This is a genomic window from Halorubrum xinjiangense, assembly GCF_049604745.1.
GTDB classification, from domain to species: domain Archaea; phylum Halobacteriota; class Halobacteria; order Halobacteriales; family Haloferacaceae; genus Halorubrum; species Halorubrum xinjiangense_A.
This window is the reverse complement of the sequence record NZ_CP187140.1, coordinates 2,045,074-2,066,946: the sequence shown is the minus strand read 5'-3', so window position 1 is coordinate 2,066,946 and position 21,873 is coordinate 2,045,074. Positions and strand designations below refer to the sequence as shown.

Below are 21,873 nucleotides of genomic sequence, written 5' to 3'. Positions count from 1 at the left end.
TAACCGGTCGAGCGCCTAGCGGTGCGGAAGCCGGCCGAACTGCTCCGCGTTACCCCCAGTGCCAGAAGTGGTTGCCGTCGTCCTCGACCGGGTCGGTGCGCTCCCGGAGGTCGGCGACGTCCTCGGCGGTCGGCTCGTGGTCGTCGGGGAGCCGCTCCATACAGTCGAAACAGAGGAAGAACTCCGAGCCGTCGGTGAGTTCGAGCGTGAGTCCCTGCGTCGACTCGAACGCGAAGTTCCACAGGTCGCCGATCCCGCCGGCGATCCGGACGGACCGCTCGCAGACGTCGCACGCCTCGGAGGCCATATGTGTGTTCTACTGGGTCCGTGGGGTAAGGCGTGTCGCCTCGATACGTGTACGACGTTGTTGGTTGGGCAGACGTGACCGGCCGCTACTCGATGAGTGCCGCTTCAGCACCAGTCGTTTATTTATAAATGGCTTCCAGCAATCTCACGGACGACAGCTCCAAAGCCCCAGCCGGAGAGGCGGGCGCACGCTCGCTGCGCTCCTCGGTCGCTCACTCCGTTCGCTCCCTGCGGTGCTTGCGTCGCCTGCGCCCGCCTCCCGGCTGCCCCTTTGAGTCCCGCCCCGCACAGCACCTCACACCTCCCCAGCCTCGTCAGTCGCCTCCGCTTCGCTCCGGCGACTGACTCCCTCGCGCGTGCGGTTCGCGGCCTGTCGGCCGCTCACCGGCACGCGCCACCGCACCGCATTTATAAATAAACGTCGTCGCTCACCGCGATTCGATTTCAATCACGTGCGCGTCTGCCGGGTCGAATCCGACAGTGACCGCGCCGTCGAGGGGGTCCACGGCCCGGACGAGCAGTTCGCGGTCGCCCCAGTCGAGCGTGACACGCGTCGTCTCGCCGAGGAACTCCGCGCTGGCGACGGTCGCGCGGAGGGCGTTCTCGCCCGTGGGGGCGGCGGGCTCGTCGCCCGGCGCTCCTTCGTCCGCGCTCGCGACGCGGAGGTGTTCCGGGCGGACACAGAACGCGATCCGGTCGCCGACTTCGGGGGATCTCGTCGCGGTCGCGTCTTCCTCTCCCTCCTCGTCGCCTCCGATCGCGACGCGGAGCGTCTCGTCGCCGCCGTCGACGTCGACCGCGAGTTCCCCTGCTGCGGGCGCGTCGACCACACTCCCGGCGAACACGTTGTTGTCGCCGACGAACTCGGCGACGAACCGGGTCGCGGGATCGCGGTAGACGGTCCGCGGGGGCGCCACCTGCTCGGGGGTCCCGTCGTTCATCACCGCGACGCGGTCGGAGACGGCCAGCGCCTCCTCCTGGTCGTGGGTGACGTAGATGGTGGTGATTCCCAGCTCGGACTGGATCCGCTTCACCTGCGCGCGGAGCCGCTCGCGGAGGCGCGCGTCGAGCGCGCTCATCGGCTCGTCTAAGAGGAGCACGTCGGGGCCGGGCGCGAGCGCCCGCGCCATCGCGATCCGCTGCTGTTGGCCGCCCGAGAGGCTCTCGGGGTCGCGGTCGGCTGCGTCGGGGAGGTCGACCAGTTCGAGCAGCTCCGCGACGCGCTCGTCGCGCGTCATTCCTTCGGGCGGGTCGGCGAAGTTCAGCCCGTACGCGACGTTCTCGCCGACGGTCATGTGCGGGAACAGCGCGTAGCTCTGGAAGACGACGCCCACGTCGCGGGCCTCGGGCGGGACGCCGGCCATCGACTCGCCGCCGAACCGGACCGTCCCGCTCGTCGGCTCCTCGAACCCCGCGATCAGCCGGAGCGTGGTCGTCTTCCCGCAGCCGGAGGGCCCGACGAGCGTGAAGAACTCCCCCTCGCGCACCCGGAGGCTCACGTCGTCGACGGCGGCCGTCTCGCCGTAGCGCTTCGTCACGCCGTCGAGCTCGACGGCGACGGGTGGGTCGTTCGCAGAACCTGTTGGCCGCTCAGAGCCCACGATGCTCACCTCCCAGCCGCTCGATGACGACGAAGCTGAGGCCGGTGACGACCAGCAGGACGACGCCCATGGCGGTCGCCGGTCCGAGCCGCCGCCCGATGAACCGTTCGATCGCGACGGGCATCGTGTACGCGTCCGCGCCCGTCGCCAGCACGACCGTCGAGGTGAACTCCCCGATCGAGATCGCGAACGCGAACGCCGCGCCCGCGACGACCGCGGGCCAGACGAGGGGGAGCTCCACGTCCCGGATCACCCGCGCCCGCGAGGCGCCGAGCGCCCGGGCAGACTCGACGAGCGAGCGGTCCAGCCCGGCGAGCCCGGGCGACACGGTGCGCACGACGAACGGATACCCCGAGACCGCGTGCGCGACCACGACCGCGACCGCGCCGCTCGCGGCGATCCGCCACCCCGCGATCTCGACGCCGAAGACGAGCCCCCGGAGGAGCCCGAGCCCGACGATGATCCCCGACACCGCCAGCGGCGCCATCGCGGCCGCGTCGACCAGCGTCCGCCCGCGGTACTGGCGCGTGGTCAGCACCGCGACGACGACGCCCATCGGGAGCGCGAGCAGCGTCGCCCCCGTCGCGAAGACCAGGGAGTTTCGGATGGCGGGCCACGGCCGCACCTGGAACGCGGCCCCCGTCTGCTGGCGCTCGACGAGGAACCGGTAGTGGTCGAGCGTGAGCGCGCCGTCACCGCCCGTGACGCTCGCGAGGATCATCGACGCGATCGGCGCGAGGAAGATGACCCCCGCGACGACGATGTACGCGGCCAGCCCCGCCCGCGGCAGCAGTTCGCGGAGCGTCGGGGCGGGCGGGACCAGCGAGCGCCGCGGAAGGGGCCGCGCCCCGCGGGTGCTGGTCGAGTTGCGTGCCTCGTACCGGAGGTACGCGAGGAGGACGCCGAGCGAGATCACGAGCTCGACGATCGCCAGCGCGGCGGCCTCGGCGTAGCTCAGGTCGCGCACGAGCCGGTAGACGAACACCTCGATCGTCGCCAGCTGGAATCCGCCGAGCGCGAGGACGATGGGGAAGGTGCCGAAGGTGAACACGAAGGTGAGCGCCGCGCCCGTGAGCACCGCGGGGTACACCTGCGGTGCGACCACGTCGACGAACGCCCTGACCGGGCCGGCGCCGAGGCTCCGGGCGGTCTCGACCGCGCTCGCGTCCACCGACTCCCACGCCGCGGTCGTCACGCGCGCCACGAGCGGCGCGTTGTAGAACGCGTGGGCGATCACCACCGCTTCGAGGGTGAAGAGGAGGTCGACCGGCGGGAGTCCGACCGCGCTCAGCGCGGCGTTCAGGGTGCCGTTGTCGCCGAACGTGGCGACGAACCCGACCGCGACCATGATCGACGGGAGGACGAACGGGACGATTGTGAGCGAGCGCAGCGTCCGCCGGCCGGGGAACTCGAAGCGCGCGAGCAGGTAGGCGGCCGGGAGCCCGAGGGCGACGCTCGCGATAGTCGAGAGGACCGCTTGGTAGGCGGTGAAGCCGACGATCCCCAGCCGGCGGTCCGGCGAGGCGAGCGAGCGCGCGACCGCGGCCGGCGACTCGCCGGACAGCAGCCGCGCGAGCTCGCCGAAGTAGAACGGGTCGGTGAGGATGTCTGCGAACACCGCGAGGGTGACGGCGCCGTCGACGACGACCGCCTCGATCAGGACGGTCGCGGTCGGATAATAAAAGGCGACGACGAGCGCGGCGCTGGTGAGGACCGCGAGCGCGGTCAGCGCGTGCGACTCGACGCCCTCGCGGAGGCGGCCCGACCAGTTCCCGTCGACGTCCGTCACGCGCTCGATCCCTCGTCGGGCACGCGCTTAGTTCCCGGCGAACTGCCGCTCCCAGGCCTCGACCCACGCGTCGACCGAGCCCTGGAGCTCGTCGTAGGTGAACGTCACCGGGTCGGCCGGCTCCTGGGCCAGCTCGGCGTAGTCGCTCGGCAGCTCGGCGCCGTCGGTCGCCGGGAACGCCACGTTACGCTGGGCGATCTCGCCCTGAACATCCGGCTCCAGCATGAACGACATGAATTCGCGGGCGAGGTCGGGCTCGTCGGCGTCGGCGAAGACGGCCATCCCCTCGGGGTTCGCGTACGCCTGGTCGTTCAGGAAGCGGATCTGGTGTTTCTCGAGGTCCTGGCCCTCCATGTCCGCGAACACCTGGTCGGTGGAGTAGGAGACGACCATCGGGGCCTCTCCCTCGCTCCAGGCCGCGTACGCGTCGTCCCAGCTGCCCAGCACGCGCACGTCGTTTGCTTCGAGGTCCGTCCAGTAGTCGAGGTAGTCGTAGTCGGGGTCGCCGTCCTCGCCCTCGATCGCCTCGCCGTCGCCGTCGCTCGCGACGCCGCCGTCGCCGAAGCGGTTGATCGTGTGGAGGAGGAACGCGCGGCCGGTCGAGGAGGCGCCGGGGTTTTGCGCGATGAGCGCGCCCGCGTGCTCGTCGTCGAGCAGGCCGTCGAACGTCTCGGGCGCCTCCATCGTGGTCCCGTCGTACACGAGGCTCACGTAGCCGGTGTCGTACGGGACCGCCCGGTCGAACGGGTCGAACCGGAGCCCCTCCTTGACCGCGTCGCGGCCGTCGACGTCGCCCGCCTCGGCGAAGAGGCCCTCGTCCAGCTCCTCGTCGACGCGCACGAGGTCCTCCGTGGTGAGGCCGACGTAGAGGTCGGCGTCGATGCCCGCGCCGGAGGCGGCGCGCTCGACGTAGTAGTTCACCTCGTTGTCGGGGGTCGCCCACTCCAGCTCGGCGTCGTACCGGCTCTCGAACTCCTCTTTGAGCCACTCGCCGGGGCTCACGGAGGGCGCGTCGATGAAGCTCGTGTAGGTCGCCACCGTCAGCGTCGGGGTCTCGTCGCCGTCTTCCTCCCCATCCCCGTCGTCGGTGTCGTTTCCGTCGCCCGTTCCGTCCCCGTCGCTCCCGGAGCCGTCGCCGCCGTCGCTCCCGTCGTCGGTCCGCTCGGCGCTACAGCCGGCGAGCGCGACGGCTCCCGCCGTCCCGGCCGCCGTCAGGAACCGTCGTCGGGTGCGTGGCCGGGCGCGTCGCCGCCGCGTCTCGCTCTCGTCGGTAGTCATCACTCGGTTGTTGTACTCGGTGGTTACATAAGGGATCCGTCCGCGTCCGCTGTCTCGTCTCCGAGTGACGTTCCCCGAGCCGCTCCGTCTGCTCTCCCGTAGTGTATGAATACTGTCCCGGCGACACCCATTTACTCCCCGCCGACCACCGGGATCCATGGACGAAAACTCCGGAGCGTGGTCGACGCGGACGACCCGGCGGCGACTGCTCGCCGGCGGCGCGGCGGTCGGGGTCGCCGGCCTCGCGGGCTGTCTCGGCGGGCGCGACGGGCCGGTTCCGGCGCCCGAAGTGACCAGCGACCGGATCGAGGACTGGCGACAGATCGACGAGTCCGAGAGCACGGTGTTCGAGCAGTCGTACGGTCCCGTCACGGTTCGGGCGCGCGAACACACGCGGATCTTCGAGTACGCGCCCGTCGCGGACGCGCTCGCCGAGACGATCGACGCGTCGGGGTCGCCCGTCGTCTTCTTCGCGACGCGGATCGACCTCCGGCCCGCAATCGACCAGCTCCCGGCCGGCGTCGGCCGCGATCGGGTGATGAGCGAAGTCGAGGGGGCCGCGACCGACGCGTTCCGCGCGCAGCTCCGGAACGCCGGCATCGAGAATATCGAGGTTGTCGAGGAGGGGACCACCACCGTCCGGTCCGGCCACACCGCGACCGCGTGGCGGCTGACGGGCGAGTACCCGATCGAGGGCGGGATCCCGCTTCCGACCGGGTCGACCGCGGAGATAGACCGACCCCTCGAGATCGAGGCCCGCCTCGGCGTCTGGCACGACGGGACCGACGTCATCGTCGCCGGCGGCGCGTACCCGGTCGACTCGCTCATCGAGGTCTTCGAGGAGGCGCTGCCCGACTCGATCGACGCCGAGAGCGCGGTGACGCAACTCGCTGACGCCGACACTGCCGAGGCGCTCGCGACCAACCCCGCGGCCTTCGACGAAGACGTTTCGCAGCTGCTCATCTCGGTAGAGTGAGCCGTTCGGGGCACCGGAATTTCCGTTTTCGTTGAAACTCTGTTATTTATAAATAGACGGTGCGGTGGCGCGTGCCTGCGAGCGGCCGACAGGCCGCGAGCAGCACGCGCGAGGGAGTCAGTCGGCCGGAGCGCAGCGGAGGCCGACTGACGAGGCTGGGGAGGTGTGAGGCTGCGGTCCCGCGAGCGACCGTAGGGAGCGAGCGGGAGTACGGAAGTCGCAGCCCGCGCAGCGAACGTAGTGAGCGAGCAGGACCGTCTTCCGGTGGTGCGGTGCTGTGCGGGGCGGGGCTCAAAGGGGCAGCCGGGAGGACGGCGCAGGCGTTCACGAGAGCGGAGCTCTCGTGAGCCAATCAGAACGCGGAGCGTTCTGATGACGACGCAAGCACCGCAGGAACGAGCGTAGCGAGTGACGAGGAGCGTGGTTCGAGAGAGCGGAGCTCTCTCGTCATCACGAGACGCCTTCGGCGTCTCGAACGACAGCGAGCGTGCGCCGTCCTCCCGGCTGGGGCTTTGGAGGCGTTCTCCGTCGTTCCGCGATCAATCACGTATCGCCGAGCGGCTGGGGCTTTGGAGGTGTTCACCGTCGTTCCGCGATCAATCACGTATCGCCGAGCGGCTGGGGCTTTGGCGGTGTTCACCGTCGATCTGTGATTAGCCATTTATCAGCGAGCGGCTGGGACTCTGGAGACACTCAGTTCACCGTTGGGGCTTCCAATCTCATATCGAACCGACTCGTTTAATCGCCGGCCGGGACTGTTCCTCGCTATGAGTCACTTTCCTGAGTTCGAGGTGATCCCCGCCGTCGACGTCCAGGACGGCGAGGTCGTCCAGTTGGTCGGCGGCGAGCGCGGGACGGGCAAGCGCTACGGCGACCCCGTCGCGGCCGCCGAGCGGTGGATCGAGGCGGGCGCCGGCACGCTCCACCTCGTCGACCTCGACGGCGCGTTCGAGGGCGAGCGCGTCAACGCGGCGGCGATCGAGTCGGTGGTCGAGAGCGTCTCCGACGATACCGGCCTCCAACTGGGGGGCGGTATCCGGACCGCCGAGGGCGCGCGCGATCTCCTCGACCTGGGCCTCGACCGCGTCATCCTCGGCACCGCGGCGGTCGAGACGCCCGAGATCGTCGCCGAAATCGACGAGACGCATCCGGACAGCGTCGTCGTCAGCCTCGACGCGAAGGACGGGGAGGTCGTGGTGTCGGGGTGGACCGAGGGAACCGGGCTCGACCCCGCGGAGGCCGCGGCGCGCTACGAGGAGCTGGGCGCGGGCGCCATCTTGTTCACGAACGTCGACGTGGAGGGGCAGCTGGAGGGGATCGACCGGGAGGCGGTCGCGAGCGTCGTCGAGGCCGTGGATATTCCGGTGATCGCGTCCGGCGGGGTGGCGACGGTCGAGGACGTTGTTGCCCTGAAAACGGCCGGCGCGGCCGCGGTCGTCGTCGGCACCGCGCTGTACGAAGGCGAGTTCACGCTCCGAGAGGCGCAGAACGCTGCTGACGAGGTTTAAGAATCGGAATACGGGTTCGTCGTTGACCGTTTATAAATGACTGACTGCGGATCGCCGGAGAACACCTCCAAAGCCCCAGCCGCTCGCTTATAAATAGCTGACAACGGGTCCACCGCGAACACCTCCAAAGCCCCAGCCGCGCGGGCGCCGTACGCTCGCTGCGCGCTTCACTCGGTCGCTCACTGCGTTCGCTCCCTCGTTCCAGTGCTTGCGTCGCCTACGGCGCCCGCGCGGCTGCCCCTTTGAGTCCCACCCCGCCCAGCACCGCACCGCCGGAAGACGGTCCTGCTCGCTCACTCCGTTCGCTGCGCGGGCTGCGACTTCCGTGCTCCCGCTCGCTCCCTGCGGTCGCTCGCGGCGTCCCTCGCGCGTGCTCCTCGCGGCCGCCTTCGGCGGCCACTCGGAGGCACGCGCCACCGCGTTCCATTTATAAAAACGCTCTTCTGTAGGAGATTGTTGATACTGCTGAGCTGTCGCTGTGGAGTCGAAGAGGACAAGGACACCGCGTCAGCGGTGTCCGACACGAATGATTCCGCTGGATGTGTTTGGGTCGGAATCGGTCGCAGCGGACCTGTTACAGCAGGTTCGCTGGCGTGACGGCGTTTCCTGTCCTCGCTGCCGTTCTGACCGAACGGTCAGAAACGGCAGCTATGGGCAGTTTCAGCGGTATCTCTGTAAGGATTGCGGCCGCACGTTCAACGACAAGACCGGCACGATCTTCGCTCACTCGAAGATCGCACTCCGCAAGTGGCTGTTTTCGATCTACGCGTTTTTGCGGTTTAACACGAGTCTCAGGCAGTTACAATGCGAAATCGAGGTCGCCTACAAAACGATTCACAGGCGTGTCGAGCGCTTCGCTGAAGCGCTCGACGCGCCGTCACTCGATCTCCGCGGCCCGGTTGAAATTGACGAGTTCTACGTCTCTGCCGGCTTGAAAGGCCGCGAGCGCGACCAGTGGTCGCGCTCTCGCGGCCTCTCTCGACGCGGGCGCGGAACGTATGATCAAGACAAACCGCCCGTGTTCGTTCTCGTGGATCGTGGCACCGAGCAACGGTACGTTGTGCCGGCGAAATCCGCAGACGAATCGACGATCCGGCTCCTGCTGGCAGACCGCCAGCAGGAGCCTCTCACTGTCTATACAGACGGATTTCGTGCGTACGATCCGCTTACTGAAGACGAGCAATTCGACCGCGAATACGTCGTTCACGGAGACGGTGAGTACGCCGACGAGACGGTCCACGTGAACACCTGCGAGAGCCACGCGTCGCTGGCGCGACGGTGGCTCTCGCCGCATCGAGGCATCTCAAAAGATCGCCTCACACAGTATCTCCGAGCGTTCCAACTCAGACGAGAACTCTACCGCAAACCCGGACGAAAAGCGCTCAAACACGCCGTCAAAGCAACTCTCTGAAATCAACAATGTGCTACACAAGAGCGTATAAAAAAGCTCTCAACGATTCCACCACGTCTGCTGCTCTCTCGCGGACCCCGAACCCCGCCACACCCGCAACCGACTTACGAATCCCCCGCGACGGGCCGGTATGAGCGAGCACGACCGGACCGCGGCCGTCACCCGCGAGACGAGCGAGACGACGATCGAACTCACCCTCGCGGTCGACGGCGACGGCGACAGCGAGGTCGACACGGGGATCGGCTTCTACGACCACATGCTCGAATCCTTCGCCAAGCACGGCCTCTTCGACCTCACGGTCCGCTGTGACGGCGACCTCGCGATCGACGACCACCACACCGTCGAGGACGTGGCGATCTGCCTCGGCGAAGCGTTCGACGAGGCGCTCGGCGACAAACGCGGCATCCGGCGGTACGCCGACCGCCGCGTCCCCCTCGACGAGGCGGTCGCGAGCGTCGTCGTCGACGTCGCCGGGCGCCCGTTCTACGAATTCAACGGCGAGTTCTCTCAGGAGTCCGTCGGGGAGTTCACCAGCGTCATGGCCGACCACTTCGCGCTCTCTTTAGCCCACAACGCCGGGCTGACGCTCCACGCGACGGTCGAGAAGGGCGACAACGCCCACCACGAGGTCGAGGCGCTGTTCAAGGCGCTGGCGCGCGCGCTCGACGACGCCACCCGCCTCGACGAGCGCCGCAGCGACACGCCGAGCACGAAGGGGGAGCTCTGAGGCGACGACGGCGACGCAGTCCCTCACTCGGGCGCGGCGAACTCGTTGTACTCTCCCTGGTGATAGACGAGGTCGCCCTCGTCTTCCAACTCGTGGAGGAGGTCGAACACCTCGCCGTACTCGTGATCGCAGTCGTACTCGACCGCGAGCCGCTGGACGACGACGCCCAGCGTCACCGCTGCCGCCTCGTGCTCCTCGACGATCCGGACCGCGAGCCGCCGCAGTTCCTCAGTCTCCGAGCCCATCGGCTGACCGTTCGACGCGACCGGGGGAAAACGCTCCGGCCGGTCCGCCTCGGCCGTTCACTCTCGGCCGTCCCCCCGCCGATCGCTTATCCCCGCGCGAACCGTTGGCACGGTCGTATGGAACTCGACTGCGAGGGCTGCGCCGGCTGCTGCGTCGACTGGCGGCCGCTCGACCCGGCCGCCGCGGGCTCGGACCGCACCGGGCCGCGTCCCCCGCTCGACGACGCCTACGACCTCGTCCCGCTCACCCGCGACGAGGTCGCCCGGTTCGTCGACGACGGCCTCGGTGACGCCGTGATCCCACGCCTGTTCAGACCGGCCGAGCGCGACGACAGCGTCCGGATCGACGGGGTCGACCTCGCCGCCGTCGACGAGCGCCCTGTCTTCGTCGTCGGCCTCCGGAAGCCCCCGAAGCCGGTCGCGCCGATCGGGACCGATGAGCCGCGCTGGCTCGACGCGTGCGCCTTCCTCGACCCGACGACGCTCCAGTGCCGGATCCACGACACCGACCGCTACCCGCGAACCTGTTCGACGTACCCGGGCCACAACCTCGATCTCGGCGCCGAGACGGAGTGCGAGCGCGTGGAGGCCGCCGGCGGCGGCGACCGCCTCCTCGACGACGAGCCGCCCGACGACCTCCCGGCGCCGCCGTTCGGCCCGCAGGCGCTCGGCGCGACGGTGTTCGCCTACCCCGACCCGGACGACCTCGACGGCGCCGTCGCCCGACTCCGCGACGGCGAGGCGACCCCCGACGACCGCGCGCGCTTCGCCGGCGCCGCCGTCGGCTCCCGACCGGGGTCGCTGTCCGTGAACCGCGAGCGCATGGTCGAGGCCCGAGAGCGCGCCAGAGCGGCCGACTCGTGGGTCGGCCGAGCGATCGAGGCGTGGACCGAGCGCGCCGGCGAGGACGGGGACCGCGTCGCGCTCGACGGCGAGGCCCGCGAGCGTCTCGTCCGCGAGCTGGAGGACGACGCGGGCGCGCCCGGCACGCCGGGCTGGGACGCGGAGAAGTAAGGAACCGAGCCGGTCGACGACTCTCGGCTCACCCGCCCCGCTTCCGATACCAGACGCGCTCGCCGACCGGCGACTCGTCGTCGTCGATCGGCAGTCGGCCTACGAAGAGGTCCCGGACGGCGAAGGTGATCGTGAGTTCGACGGACTCGCTGCCGTCCGATCCCTCGCTTTCGCCTCCAGCCTCATCCGGTTCGCCCGGGTCGCCCGGCCGAACCGTCACGACGCAGTGGCCGTCGCGCTCGCCGATCGACTCGACGACCCCGACAGACCAGCGGTCGACGTGATGCGACGGCTCCCTGGCGTGGACGCGGTCGTGGTTCACCGTCGACTCGCCTCCGGGTCGCGCTCGTCGCCCGGGACCTCCGCGACCCGCCGCACCGCGAGCGCCCCCTCGCAGGTACACTCCTCCTCGCACTTCGGACACTCCGCCGCGGGTCGCTCGATCGGGTCGCGGTGGACCGTCTCGTAGCCGTGCGCGTCGAACAGCTTCTCCGGCGAGTCGTCGCCGCCGTGGTACCACGAGTCCGCGAGGAACAGGTCGACGCCGCGTTCCGCGCCGACCGCGTGGAGCTGTTCGAGCAGCCGGCTCCCGACCCCCCGCCCGGTCGCGTCGCCCCGGACGTACCCCATCTCTAGGTGACCGTACAGCGCCGCCTCTGGGAGCAGGCCGGGGTCGTCGAAGAAGTACATCTCGTCGGCGACGGCCGCCGGGTCGTCGAACTCGCGGAGCGCCATCACGCCGAGGATCGCGTCGTCGGGGGCGGTCTCGCCGTCGCGGCCGCTCTCGCCGTCGCGGCCGCTCTCGCCCTCGTCTTCGGCGCTGCCCTCGACCGCGACCAGCACGTGGTACGTCGGGTCGCCGAGCCCAAGCTCGACGCCGTAGGAGCTCCCCTCGCTGAAGTGCGACGTGATGAGTTCCTCCAGCGGCTCGGCGTCGCCCGGCCGCGGGTCACGGATCGCGATCTCGTCCATCTGTCGAGGGGACGCGTCCCCCGGCCAAGAGCGGTGCGGTGTCGGAACCGGAGCCGGTCCCGTGGTCCCGGTCAGCTCCCCGTGCCCGGCCGCCAGACGCCCTGCCGCCGGTCGAGCCACGCGACGACGACGACGTGCGGCAGCGTCATCGCGGCGATGGCGACGAGCGACACGGCCAGCAGGTCGCCGGCCGCCGCCACGCCCGCGGGGACCGAGACCCCGACCGCGCCAACGACGAGAAATCCACCGAGCGTGAGCGGCGCGGCGTCGCGGCCGAAGCGGGCGAGCGCCCCGACCGCGTCGCCGGCGGACGCCGCGCTCGCCGCCTCGGGGTCGACGAGGACGAGCCGCCCGACGTGCCGGAGCGCGTGCCAGACGGCGAAGTACACCCCGATCGCGAACACCGGCGCCGCGAGCAGGAACCACGCCCACAGCACCGCGAGCTCGCCGACGTCGCGCCGCCAGCCGCCGGGGTCGCACCGCCAGCCGTCGGCGTCGCGGCCGGACTGAACTCGGCGGTAGCCCAGCGCGACCGACGCCAGCGTCGCGGCCGCCATCCCGACGCCGACCCCGATCCGGACCGCGGGCGCGAACAGGGGGTCGACCGCGGTCGCGGCCGCGCCGGCGTCGACGAGGAACAGCCCGACGATCCACTCGGCCACCAGCCGGTACTCCTCGGGGTGCGCGAGCAGGGGAACTCCCATCGGGAGGCCGCCGCGAACGACGAGCGCCAGCCACCGCTCCGCCGACGAGGGCAGGTGGTCGACGCCGGCGATCGCGAGCGTCGCCACGTCGCCCTGCCCCCAGTGGAGCCACGTGAGCGCGATGAACCCGACGAACGCGGCGACGGGCGCGGCGAAGAACGCCGCGACGACCGCGCCGCCGAGGACCGCGTAGACGACCGAGACGACCGCGATCGACCGCCGGAGCGACACGTCCGGCGCGGCCCGGAGGGGAACGAGGTGGTCGACAGCGCCGTGGGCCATCCCGACCGCGAGGGTGCCGAGCGCGAACGTCGCGACGCCGAGTTCGACCGGAAACAGGGGGGTCACGGCGCCGATCGGCAGCAGCGCGGCCAGCGCCAGCGCCGGGCGCCGCGCGAACCACCGGTCGACGCGTTCGGCGGCGGCCGCCGATTCGGGCCGCGCGTCCACGGGGGTCGCTCCGCTGTCGCGCTCGCGGGCCTCCGCGGCACCGGATTCGGTCGCCCTCGTCGACGCCGACGACGCCTCAGTCATCGACCACGTCGGGGTCCGGGTCGGTCGGCGGCTCCGGGCCGGGGACGTCGCGCTCGGTCCCGCCCGACGGCGACGGCTCCGCGACCGACCCCCGTCGGTCCTTCCAGTCGAGCACCCACTCGAAGAGGACGAGCCCGTTGACGGTCATCACGCCCGCCGAGGCGAAGAAGAGCATCTCCTCGATCGGAAGCCCCAGCACGGCGATCCCGGTGGTGAACTCGGCGGAGAGCCGCCACGTCCCCATCGCGATGGCGATCCGGTCGGCGATCCAGAAGTACGCGGCCGGGATCAGCGTCGCCGCGAGCCACATCCGGGGCGTCCGGACGAGGTAGCCGCCGCCGACCGCCCACTGGAGCGCGAAGACGGGGCCGACCCACGCGATCAGGCCGCCGAGGTAGAGGTACGAGGGGTCGAGGGTCACGAGCCAGAGCCCCGCGACGACCATCGCGATTCCCGCGACGACGCCGGCGATCCGCGGTTTCCGGTCGAAGTCGCCCTCGCGGAACGTCGGGTCGAACCCGATCAGGTGGAGCGCGAACCCGGTCACCACCGTCTGGATCGTGAAGAAGAGGTACTCGCCGAGGGGGATCGACAGCGCTCGGACGAGTACCGCGCCGTCGGCGTACGACCACGCCCCCCGCCGGATCATGTAGCTGATCCACGGCGTCGTGTAGAGGTACGCGATGGCGACGAGGATCGCGATGCCGACCGCTGCGCGTCGCCGACGGACAGCCTCGTACCGCGGCGCGAGGTACCACAGCGCCGCGACCACGGGTAGGCTGAAGACGAGGTGGAACTGGAGATACGTCAGCGTCGGTAGCATCGGAACACCCCGGCGAGGACGCTCATGCGATCACGTTCGGTCCGTCGTTCATTAACCCTTGAGCCCAACGTGGTCAGGTATCGGGCGCGGTCGGCGGGGTCGACCGCGCCGCCCTCGACGACCGGCTCCGGTCCCGCGCTCACTCCCCGTCCGCGAGCACGCCGTGCGCCTCCAGTATCTTTCCGAGCCGGTACATGGAGGCGACGACGGAGTCGCAGACCGGCCGCACCGCGGACTTGGGGACGAACCCGACCGCGAGCCCCGCGACCTCCAGCATCGGCAGGTCGTTCGCGCCGTCGCCGACCGCGACCGTCTCCGTCATGGACACGCCCACCTCGGCCGCGAGGTCGGCGAGCGCGTCGTCTTTCGTCCCCTCGATCAGCGGCCCCTCGGCCTCGCCGGTGAGCGCGCCGTCCGCGTCGGTCGGCAGTCGGTTCGCGACGATCGTGTCGACCGAGACGCCCTCGCGGGCGAGCGCCGCCTCGACGCCGCGCTCGAACCCGCCGGTGAGCACGGCGACGTGGTGCCCCTCGTCGCGTAAGCGCTCGATGAGGCGCGCGGCGCCGGGACGGATCCGGACCGCGTCGAACGCCTCCTCGACGTCTGCCGCCGAGAGGCCCTCCAAGAGCGCCGCGCGCTGGTAGAGGCTCTCGGCGTAGCTGAGCTCGTCGTTCATCGCCCGCTCGGTGATCTCGGCGACCTCGTCGGCGACGCCGGCCCGCTCGGCGAGCAGGACCGTCATCTCGGAGTCGGAGAGCGTCCCGTCGAAGTCGAACGCGATGAGACTCATGGGGCTCGTTCGTCGCGGCGGGGCCTTGAAGCGCGCGGTCGGGCGCGAGTGCTACCGGAGCCTCGCCACGCGTCACTCGCCGTCCGCGTCGGCGAGGAACTCCACGTCGCCGGCGATGACCGCGCTCGCGATCACCCCGACGCCGACGAGGACCGCGACCCCGAGGGTCGTCAGCGTCACCGAGACCGCGGACCCGCCGACCGCGACGCCGACGAACGCCCCGACTGCCCCGCCGACGCCGCCGGCGATCACCGCCAGCGTCTGTGCCTCACGCATAGTTGTCGCTTCAGTAACACGGTTTAAAAGCGTTCCTGCCGGGTTCTCTCGGGTGATAACGCGGGACGCGGTTCGAACCCCATCGACCCGGCTTCAGCGCGGGTAGCTCTGGCCGAGGTCGACGCCGTCGGAGCCGTCGTCGTCTGCGCCGTCGGAATCGTCCTCCTCCTCGCTGCCCGGGCTCACGCTCCCGGTCCGGTAGCCAGCCATGTCGAGGGTGACGTACTCGAAGCCGAGGTCGGTGAGGTGCTCGTGGACGGCGTCGGCGAAGGCGGGGTCGAGCGCGCGCTCCAGTTCGTCGGGCGCGATCTCGACGCGGGCGAGGCCGTCGTGGTCGCGCACGCGGAACCCCTCGAACCCCCACTCGCGGAGCACCCGCTCGGCCTTCTCGACCCGGCTCAGCCGCTCCTCGGTCACCTCAAGTCCGGTCGGGATCCGCGAGGAGAGACACGCCATCGAGGGCTTGTCGGCCACGGAGAGGTCGTAGGCGTCGGCGATCGCGCGGACCTCCGCCTTCGAGATCCCGGCGTCCAGGAGGGGGGAAAACACGTCGAGCTCCTCGACCGCGCGGAGGCCGGGCCGGTGTCCCTCGCCCGGGTCGTCCGCGTTTGTCCCGTCGCAGACGGTGTCGATACCAAGGTCCTTGGCCGTCTCGTACATCCGGCCGAGCCGCATCGTCCGGCAGTGGTAACACCGGTCGCCGTCGTTGGCGACGAAGTTCGGGTCGTCGAGCTCGGAGAAGGTGACCGTCTCGTGGCGGATCCCGATCTCGTCGGCGACCCGCTTCGCGTCGTCGAGCTCGGCCGCGGGGAGCGTCTCGCTGCGGGCGGTGCACGCCACGGCGTCGTCGCCGAGCGCGTCCCGCGCCAGCGCGGCCACAACCGCGGAGTCGACGCCGCCCGAGAACGCGACGAGGACTCCGTCGCGCTCGCCGAGCGCGCCGCGGGCGCTCGCCGCTTTCGCCGCCGTCTCGGGTGCGAGCGACCCGTCGTCGGCCGCTCGCGCGTTCTGGCTCATAGCCGGGGTTCGCGGCGGTCGCGAAAAAGCCCGTCGCACGCGGAACCGGGAGCGACCGCTTGGGCCCCGAACCGCTAATCCGCGCCATCGACCCGCACGCTTTAGACCGTTGCCGCGATACCGGCGGGTAGATGGAGTTGGAGGCGATCCCCGGCGTCGGCGCCAAGACGGCCGCGGCCTTACGCGAGCTCGACGACCCGGCCGCGACCGTCGAGTCCGGCGACGTGGCCGCCATCGCCCGCGCGCCGGGCGTCAACGAGGCCCGCGCGGCCCGCATCGCGCGCGGGGCGATCCGCCGCCGCCACGACGACGAGGGTCGCGTGCTGGCCACCGACCGCGCCCGCGAGCTGTACCGGGAGGCGATCGACCTGTTGCGCGAGCGCACCGTCACCGACTACGCGGCGAAGCGGCTGGAGACCTTTTATCCGAGTTCCTCTGCCTCGCGTATCGAGGAGGCGCAGGCGTTCGCGGCCGAGGCGACGGCGCGCGAGCCCGACCCGGCGGTCCGCGAGGCGCTCGCCGACTGCGCGCCCCTCTCGGACCCGCCGACCGTCCGCGTCCGCGACCGCTGCCTCGCGACCGCCGACGCCGAGACGCTCGCGCGCGCCGAGGCCGAGGTGCCGGAGCTCTCGGTCGAGACCGTCGAGGACGCGCGCGACGTCTCCGAGCTCGGCCGCTCGTACGCGTCCGTGATAGTCTTAGACGAGTCGTTCGCCGGCCTCGACGTTGAAGGCGACGTGAGCGTGCGGCCGGACGCCTTGGAGACCCCCGCGGAGACGGTGCCGGAGCGCCTGCTCGCCTTCTTCGCGGAGAACCGCGAGCGGCTGGAGGCGGCCGCCGCGGTCCACGAGGCGGCCGCGGCCGCCGGCGACCCGGTCTCGGGCGGCGCCCCGGCCGACGAGAGCGACTGCGACGCTGACCCTCCGGTCGAGATCGACCGCCTGCGCGACGCGCTCTCGCGGCTCGACGACGACGGCACCATCGCGGGCGACGCGGAGCTGGACCGGCTCACCGCCGCGGTCGACGACCTCGACGCCGCGGTGTCGACGGCGGCCTCGGTCGCCGACGACCGCCTGCGCGAGGCGATCCGCGAGCGCGACGTCACCATCGAGGGGACCGACTTCCTCTCCCTCGTCGAGCAGGGCGCCCGCGTCGACTCCCTCTTGGACCGCGAGCTGGCAGACGAGTACGACGAGGCGATCGACGCCGCCCGCGACCACCTCGCCGACGCGCTCCGCTTGGAGCCCGAAGAGGCGGAGCTCGCCGAGCGCGTCTTCGGCGGCGACCCCTCCTTCCCGGTCGACCACGACGAGAGCGCCGTCTCGCGGCTTCGGACGGAACTCTCCGCGGCCCGCGACCGCCGCGCGGCGAAGCTGAAGGCCGACCTCGCGAGCGACCTCGGCGACCTCCGCGAGCCGGTCGAGGAACTCGTGCGCGACGCCCTCGAACTCGACGTCGAGCTCGCGATCTCGCGGTTCGCCCGCGACTTCGACTGCGCGATGCCCGAGGTGGTCGACCCCGACTCGTCCGATCCGGGCTTCCGCATCGAGGGCGGCCGCTCTCCGCTGCTCGACGTCGACTTCGCGGAGGTCGAGCCCGTCGACTACGCCGTCTCGGGCGCGACGCTGCTCTCCGGGGTCAACTCCGGCGGGAAGACCTCCACGCTCGATCTGGTCGCCCTGGTCGTCGTGCTCGCGCAGATGGGGCTCCCTGTGCCCGCCGAGTCGGCCACCGTCGAGCGGTTCGAGGAGATCCACTACTACGCGAAATCGCAGGGGACCCTCGACGCGGGCGCGTTCGAGGCGACGCTGCGGGACTTCGGCGACCTCGTCGACGGCGCCGACGGCCGGCTCGTCTTAGTCGACGAACTGGAGTCGATCACCGAACCGGGCGCCTCCGCGAAGATCATCGCGGGCATTCTGGAGGCGCTCGACGACCAGGACGCCACCGCCGTCTTCGTCTCGCACCTCGCCCGCGAGATCCGCGACGCCGCGGACTTCGAAGTCGCGGTCGACGGCATCGAGGCCGCGGGGCTCGTCGACGGCGAGCTCCGGGTGAACCGCTCGCCGAAGAAGGGCCACCTCGCGCGGTCGACGCCGGAGCTCATCGTCGAGAAGCTCGCGGACGACCGCGGCGGCGAGTTCTACGGCGACCTGTTGGAGAAGTTCTGAGCGACGCGTCGTCCGCTCTTGACACGTGTGGCGTCACCGCCGGTACGTTCATGTTCCCGCCGTCGAACCCGAAACTATGCCAGCCGTGTCCCCGTTCGGCGTCCTCCTCTTCGCGGCGCAGGTCGCCGTCGGCGTTCAGGTGTCCAGCTTGCTTCCCAACCGTGACCGCGCTCGTCGCGCGGCCGTCGGTCTCGTCGTGGCTGTGCTGGGGCTCTTGGTCCTGTTCCGCTTCGGCGCCATCGCGGCACTCACCGTCGACCTGATCGCGCTCCTCATCGTTGCGAGCGCGACGGGATCGTCCGGTCGTCGCCCGACGGTGGGGTAACGCGCCGCGAAATCGGCTGCGCCGACTCGACTGCATTCGCTTCGTACAGCGACGGCGACAATGACGGCGGGAGTGCTTTGATCAGGCTGTGTACGTGATCTTATATATGTCTGAGCGATACTGCCGACGGTTGTTTATAAATGGACAACGCTGCTGCGGGGCTCTCCAAAGCCCCGGCCGCCCCGCCCCGCACCTCACGCCTCCCCAGCCTCGTCGCTGGCGCGAAACGCGCCAGCGACTCCCTCGCACCGTCGGTTCGCGGCCTGACGGCCGCTCACCGGGGCGCGCCACCGCATAGTTCTTTATAAGTCATGGCCGCCGTCGCTCACGATTGTTTAAATACTGTTTCGTCGCTTAGTTGCGTCTCCGGCGGTCCGAGTAACGGAACCTCGACGGAACGCTCCCGCCTCAGTCGTCGTCGGCTACTGCGGGCTTCCGGCGGTCGTCGCGGGGCCCGTCGAGGTCGACCTTCGGGAGCATGTCGCGCAGGTAGCGCCCGGTGTGCGAGGCGTCCTCGCGGGCGATCTCCTCGGGGGTACCGCTGGCGACGAGCTCGCCGCCGCCGTCGCCGCCCTCGGGGCCGAGGTCGATCACGTGGTCGGCGTTCTTCACCAGATCAAGCTCGTGTTCGATGACGACGACGGTGTTGCCGGCGTCGACGAGCCGGTGGAGCACGTCGATCAGCTTGCGCTCGTCCTCCTTGTGGAGCCCCGTCGTCGGCTCGTCGAGGAGGTAGAGCGTGTCGCCGGTCGCTTGCTTGCCCAGCTCCTCGGCGAGCTTCACGCGCTGGGCCTCGCCGCCCGAGAGGGTGGTCGAGGGTTGGCCGAGCTCCATGTAGCCGAGGCCGACGTCCTTCAGCAGCTTCAGGCGGCGCTCGAGCCCGCGGTGGCTCTCGAAGAACTCGTGGGCCTCCGCGACGCTCATGTCGAGCACGTCGGCGATCGTCTTCCCCTTGTACTCCACGTCGAGCGTCTCGTCGTTGTAGCGGGCGCCGCCGCACTCCTCGCAGGGGACGTACACGTCCGAGAGGAAGTTCATCTCGATCTTCACGGTCCCCTGCCCGCCGCACTCCTCGCAGCGCCCGCCCTTCACGTTGAACGAGAAGCGCCCCTTCTCGTAGCCGCGGCGCTTCGAGAGCTTCGTCTCCGCGAACAGCTCGCGGACGTGGTCGAACACGTCCGTGTACGTGGCGGGGTTCGAGCGCGGCGTCCGCCCGATCGGCGACTGGTCGATGAGCCGCACCGTCTCGACGTCGTCGAGCCCCTCGATCGCGTCGTGCTCGCCGGGGTCGACCGAGGTGTTGTCGTTCATCTCGCGGGCGAGTCCTTTATAAAGAATATCGTTGATCAGCGTCGACTTCCCGGAGCCGGAGACGCCGGTGACGGTCGTCAGCGTGCCGAGCGGGATCGGCACGTCGAGGTCCTTCAGGTTGTGCTGGCGGGCGCCGCGAACCGTCAGCTCTCCGTTTGGTTCCCGGCGCTCCTCGGGCACCGGAATCTCCTTGCGGCCCGCGAGGTAGTCGGCGGTGATCGACTCGTCGGTCGCGACCACCTCGTCGAAGTCGCCCTGCGCGACGACCTCGCCGCCGCGCTTGCCCGGGCCGGGCCCCATGTCGATGATCTCGTCGGCGCGCCGCATCGTCTCCTCGTCGTGTTCGACGACGATGAGCGTGTTTCCGAGGTCGCGGAGCCCCTCCAGCGTGTCGAGCAGCCGGTCGTTGTCGCGCTGGTGGAGCCCGATGGAGGGCTCGTCGAGGACGTAGAGGACGCCCACCAGCCCGGAGCCCACCTGCGTGGCGAGCCGAATGCGCTGGCTCTCGCCGCCGGAGAGGGTCGAGGCCTCGCGGTCGAGCGTGAGGTACTCCAGACCGACCTCCTCCATGAAGCCGAGCCGCGCGCGGATCTCCTTTAAGATCTCTTCGGCGATTTTTGTCTGGCGCTCGTCCAGTTCGTCCTCCATCCCCTCGAAGTGCTCGCGCGCCTCGGCGATCGACAGCTCGTTCACGTCGGTGATCGACGTGCCGGCGACGAGGACGTGCCGCGACTGCTCTTTGAGGCGGGTCCCCTCGCACTCGGGGCAGGTCGTCACGGCCATGTACTCCTCGATGTGGTCGCGGGCGCGCTCGGAGTCGGTCTCGACGTGGCGGCGCTCCAGGTTGGGGATGACCCCCTCGAACCGCTCGGTCTTCTCGCGGGTGCCGTTCTTCGTCGTCCACTCGAAGTGAACCATCTCGTCGGTGCCGTAGAGGAACTGCCGCTGAATCTCCTCGTCGAGCTCCTCGAAGGGCGTGTCGAGGTCGACGCCGAAGTGGTCCGCGACGTTGTCGAGCTGCCGGGAGTAGTAGGTGCGGTCGTAGCTCCACGGCTCGAACACGTGTTTGAGGGGTTTCGAGGGGTCCTCGACCACGAGGTCCTCGTCGACCTCCTTCGTCGAGCCGATCCCCTCGCACTCGGGACAGGCGCCGTACGGGCTGTTGAAGGAGAACGAGCGCGTCTCGATCGCGGAGAACTGCACGTCGGAGTTGGGGTTGCCCAGCTCCTCGGAGAACTCGACGACGAGCCGGTCGTCGCCGTCGGCGTCCGCCGCGAGCGACCCCGTCGAGCGCGCGTTCGACGCGAACGGTACGTCCGCGGGCGGGTCGGGGACGATCAGCTTGAGGGCGCCGTCGGCCTCCTCCAAGGCGGTCTCGACGGAGTCCGTGATCCGCGAGCGGGCGTCGGGCGCCACCCGCACGCGGTCGACGATCACGTCGATCGTGTGGTCGTAGTTCTCGTCGAGGTCGGGGTCGTCGAGTGTGAGGTCGACCGGCTCGCCGTCGACCTCGACGCGGCTGTACCCGTCGCTCACCAGCTCCTCGAATAAATCCTCGAAGGCGCCCTTCTGGTCGCGGACGACCGGCGCAGCGATCTTCGCGCGGGTGTCCTCGGGGAGCTCCAGGATCTGGTTCACCATGTCCTGGGCGGACTGCTCGCCGACCTCCTCGCCGGTGACCGGGTCGTACTGCGTGCCGATCCGGGCGTACAGCAGGCGGAGGTAGTCGTGGAGCTCGGTGACGGTCCCCACCGTCGACCGGGGGTTGTTCGCGGCGTTCTTCTGGTCGATGGAGATCGCCGGGGAGAGTCCCTCGACGGACTCCACCTGCGGTTTGTCCATCTGCCCGAGGAAGTTGCGGGCGTACGCGGACAGCGACTCGATGTAGCGGCGCTGCCCCTCGGCGTAGACGGTGTCGAACGCAAGCGACGACTTCCCCGACCCGGAGAGCCCGGTGACGACGGTGAACTCCTCGCGCGGAATCTGGACGTCGAGGTCCTTGAGGTTGTGTTCCTCGGCGCCGCGGACCTCGATGTAGTCCTTGCTCATTTCTACTCCTATCTTGCGGGCGCGCGCGGGAATACCCGTCGGTCTC

General features: G+C 70.3%; 20 protein-coding genes. 7 read left to right on the top strand and 13 right to left on the bottom strand.

Annotated elements, in window-relative coordinates:
• Positions 1-49: 49 nt before the first annotated feature.
• From ACOZ35_RS11625 to ACOZ35_RS11610, 4 genes are all read right to left on the bottom strand, one after another.
• On the bottom strand, positions 50-307 hold the full coding sequence (locus ACOZ35_RS11625; protein WP_424013743.1) for a DUF7561 family protein: 258 nt from the start codon (positions 305-307) through the stop codon (positions 50-52).
• Positions 308-734: 427 nt separating this feature from the next.
• Entirely contained in the window at positions 735-1,907 is a 1,173-nt protein-coding gene (locus ACOZ35_RS11620; protein ID WP_424013742.1) for an ABC transporter ATP-binding protein, read from the bottom strand.
• The gene (locus ACOZ35_RS11615) at positions 1,897-3,696 is read right to left on the bottom strand and encodes an ABC transporter permease (protein WP_424013741.1); all 1,800 of its coding nucleotides are present in this window, start codon (positions 3,694-3,696) and stop codon (positions 1,897-1,899) included. Before ACOZ35_RS11615 ends, ACOZ35_RS11620 begins: the two co-directional genes overlap by 11 nt.
• A 27-nt stretch (positions 3,697-3,723) precedes the next feature.
• Positions 3,724-4,974 carry a thiamine ABC transporter substrate-binding protein gene (locus ACOZ35_RS11610; protein WP_424013740.1) on the bottom strand — a complete coding sequence of 417 codons (1,251 nt, stop codon included), beginning with the start codon at positions 4,972-4,974 and terminating at the stop codon, positions 3,724-3,726.
• Between the two features lie 157 nt (positions 4,975-5,131).
• Between ACOZ35_RS11610 and ACOZ35_RS11605 the strand changes: the two genes are divergently transcribed.
• The 4 genes from ACOZ35_RS11605 (at position 5,132) to hisB (ending at position 9,596) form a co-directional block, all read left to right on the top strand.
• Positions 5,132-5,950 (top strand): hypothetical protein, encoded by an 819-nt coding sequence (locus ACOZ35_RS11605; protein WP_424013739.1) that lies wholly within the window; start codon positions 5,132-5,134, stop codon positions 5,948-5,950.
• Positions 5,951-6,717: 767 nt separating this feature from the next.
• A complete protein-coding gene (gene hisA, locus ACOZ35_RS11600) occupies positions 6,718-7,458 on the top strand; it encodes a 1-(5-phosphoribosyl)-5-[(5-phosphoribosylamino)methylideneamino]imidazole-4-carboxamide isomerase (RefSeq protein WP_424013738.1) in 741 nt (246 codons plus the stop codon).
• Between the two features lie 526 nt (positions 7,459-7,984).
• Positions 7,985-8,869 (top strand): IS1595 family transposase, encoded by an 885-nt coding sequence (locus tag ACOZ35_RS11595; protein WP_424013737.1) that lies wholly within the window; start codon positions 7,985-7,987, stop codon positions 8,867-8,869.
• A 130-nt stretch (positions 8,870-8,999) separates the two neighbouring features.
• Positions 9,000-9,596: an imidazoleglycerol-phosphate dehydratase HisB gene (gene hisB / locus ACOZ35_RS11590; RefSeq protein WP_424013736.1), complete on the top strand. Its 597-nt coding sequence runs from the start codon at positions 9,000-9,002 to the stop codon at positions 9,594-9,596.
• Between the two features lie 23 nt (positions 9,597-9,619).
• On the opposite strand, the gene ACOZ35_RS11585 is transcribed toward hisB, so the two are convergent.
• Positions 9,620-9,841: a hypothetical protein gene (locus tag ACOZ35_RS11585; protein WP_424013735.1), complete on the bottom strand. Its 222-nt coding sequence runs from the start codon at positions 9,839-9,841 to the stop codon at positions 9,620-9,622.
• A 117-nt stretch (positions 9,842-9,958) separates the two neighbouring features.
• On the opposite strand from ACOZ35_RS11585, the gene ACOZ35_RS11580 reads away from it, so the two are divergent.
• Positions 9,959-10,855, top strand: a complete 897-nt coding sequence (locus tag ACOZ35_RS11580; RefSeq protein ID WP_424013734.1) for a YkgJ family cysteine cluster protein — start codon at positions 9,959-9,961, stop codon at positions 10,853-10,855.
• A gap of 28 nt (positions 10,856-10,883) precedes the next feature.
• On the opposite strand, the gene ACOZ35_RS11575 is transcribed toward ACOZ35_RS11580, so the two are convergent.
• The 7 genes from ACOZ35_RS11575 to larE form a co-directional block, all read right to left on the bottom strand.
• Positions 10,884-11,177 (bottom strand): hypothetical protein, encoded by a 294-nt coding sequence (locus tag ACOZ35_RS11575; protein WP_424013733.1) that lies wholly within the window; start codon positions 11,175-11,177, stop codon positions 10,884-10,886.
• A complete protein-coding gene (locus ACOZ35_RS11570; protein ID WP_424013732.1) occupies positions 11,174-11,827 on the bottom strand; it encodes an N-acetyltransferase in 654 nt (217 codons plus the stop codon). The genes ACOZ35_RS11575 and ACOZ35_RS11570 overlap by 4 nt, the downstream gene beginning before the upstream one ends.
• Positions 11,828-11,898: 71 nt before the next feature.
• Positions 11,899-13,065, bottom strand: a complete 1,167-nt coding sequence (locus tag ACOZ35_RS11565; protein ID WP_424013731.1) for a Brp/Blh family beta-carotene 15,15'-dioxygenase — start codon at positions 13,063-13,065, stop codon at positions 11,899-11,901.
• Entirely contained in the window at positions 13,058-13,888 is an 831-nt protein-coding gene (locus ACOZ35_RS11560) for a lycopene cyclase domain-containing protein (protein ID WP_424013730.1), read from the bottom strand. Before ACOZ35_RS11560 ends, ACOZ35_RS11565 begins: the two co-directional genes overlap by 8 nt.
• 139 nt (positions 13,889-14,027) lie before the next feature.
• On the bottom strand, positions 14,028-14,678 hold the full coding sequence (serB, locus tag ACOZ35_RS11555; RefSeq protein WP_424013729.1) for a phosphoserine phosphatase SerB: 651 nt from the start codon (positions 14,676-14,678) through the stop codon (positions 14,028-14,030).
• Positions 14,679-14,750: 72 nt separating this feature from the next.
• A complete protein-coding gene (locus tag ACOZ35_RS11550) occupies positions 14,751-14,954 on the bottom strand; it encodes a hypothetical protein (protein ID WP_424013728.1) in 204 nt (67 codons plus the stop codon).
• Positions 14,955-15,047: 93 nt separating this feature from the next.
• Entirely contained in the window at positions 15,048-15,971 is a 924-nt protein-coding gene (gene larE, locus ACOZ35_RS11545) for an ATP-dependent sacrificial sulfur transferase LarE (RefSeq protein ID WP_424013727.1), read from the bottom strand.
• A 131-nt stretch (positions 15,972-16,102) separates the two neighbouring features.
• Between larE and ACOZ35_RS11540 the strand changes: the two genes are divergently transcribed.
• Complete coding sequence (locus ACOZ35_RS11540) at positions 16,103-18,142, top strand: MutS-related protein (protein ID WP_424013726.1); 2,040 nt, start codon at positions 16,103-16,105, stop codon at positions 18,140-18,142.
• A gap of 76 nt (positions 18,143-18,218) precedes the next feature.
• Positions 18,219-18,467 (top strand): hypothetical protein, encoded by a 249-nt coding sequence (locus ACOZ35_RS11535; protein WP_424013725.1) that lies wholly within the window; start codon positions 18,219-18,221, stop codon positions 18,465-18,467.
• 408 nt (positions 18,468-18,875) lie between these two features.
• Here ACOZ35_RS11535 and uvrA read toward each other — a convergent pair whose 3' ends face one another.
• A complete protein-coding gene (gene uvrA, locus ACOZ35_RS11530) occupies positions 18,876-21,827 on the bottom strand; it encodes an excinuclease ABC subunit UvrA (RefSeq protein WP_424013724.1) in 2,952 nt (983 codons plus the stop codon).
• Positions 21,828-21,873 lie beyond the last annotated feature (46 nt).

What these genes read in the sequence shown, in the direction of transcription:
- ACOZ35_RS11625 (WP_424013743.1), bottom strand. Translation starts at nt 307, where the DNA reads ATGGCCTCCGAGGCGTGCGACGTCTGCGAGCGGTCCGTCCGGATCGCC.
- ACOZ35_RS11610 (WP_424013740.1), bottom strand. Translation starts at nt 4,974, where the DNA reads ATGACTACCGACGAGAGCGAGACGCGGCGGCGACGCGCCCGGCCACGC.
- ACOZ35_RS11605 (WP_424013739.1), top strand. Translation starts at nt 5,132, where the DNA reads ATGGACGAAAACTCCGGAGCGTGGTCGACGCGGACGACCCGGCGGCGA.
- hisA (WP_424013738.1), top strand. Translation starts at nt 6,718, where the DNA reads ATGAGTCACTTTCCTGAGTTCGAGGTGATCCCCGCCGTCGACGTCCAG.
- ACOZ35_RS11595 (WP_424013737.1), top strand. Translation starts at nt 7,985, where the DNA reads ATGATTCCGCTGGATGTGTTTGGGTCGGAATCGGTCGCAGCGGACCTG.
- hisB (WP_424013736.1), top strand. Translation starts at nt 9,000, where the DNA reads ATGAGCGAGCACGACCGGACCGCGGCCGTCACCCGCGAGACGAGCGAG.
- ACOZ35_RS11585 (WP_424013735.1), bottom strand. Translation starts at nt 9,841, where the DNA reads ATGGGCTCGGAGACTGAGGAACTGCGGCGGCTCGCGGTCCGGATCGTC.
- ACOZ35_RS11580 (WP_424013734.1), top strand. Translation starts at nt 9,959, where the DNA reads ATGGAACTCGACTGCGAGGGCTGCGCCGGCTGCTGCGTCGACTGGCGG.
- ACOZ35_RS11570 (WP_424013732.1), bottom strand. Translation starts at nt 11,827, where the DNA reads ATGGACGAGATCGCGATCCGTGACCCGCGGCCGGGCGACGCCGAGCCG.
- ACOZ35_RS11565 (WP_424013731.1), bottom strand. Translation starts at nt 13,065, where the DNA reads ATGACTGAGGCGTCGTCGGCGTCGACGAGGGCGACCGAATCCGGTGCC.
- ACOZ35_RS11560 (WP_424013730.1), bottom strand. Translation starts at nt 13,888, where the DNA reads ATGCTACCGACGCTGACGTATCTCCAGTTCCACCTCGTCTTCAGCCTA.
- serB (WP_424013729.1), bottom strand. Translation starts at nt 14,678, where the DNA reads ATGAGTCTCATCGCGTTCGACTTCGACGGGACGCTCTCCGACTCCGAG.
- ACOZ35_RS11550 (WP_424013728.1), bottom strand. Translation starts at nt 14,954, where the DNA reads ATGCGTGAGGCACAGACGCTGGCGGTGATCGCCGGCGGCGTCGGCGGG.
- larE (WP_424013727.1), bottom strand. Translation starts at nt 15,971, where the DNA reads ATGAGCCAGAACGCGCGAGCGGCCGACGACGGGTCGCTCGCACCCGAG.
- ACOZ35_RS11540 (WP_424013726.1), top strand. Translation starts at nt 16,103, where the DNA reads ATGGAGTTGGAGGCGATCCCCGGCGTCGGCGCCAAGACGGCCGCGGCC.
- ACOZ35_RS11535 (WP_424013725.1), top strand. Translation starts at nt 18,219, where the DNA reads ATGCCAGCCGTGTCCCCGTTCGGCGTCCTCCTCTTCGCGGCGCAGGTC.
- uvrA (WP_424013724.1), bottom strand. Translation starts at nt 21,827, where the DNA reads ATGAGCAAGGACTACATCGAGGTCCGCGGCGCCGAGGAACACAACCTC.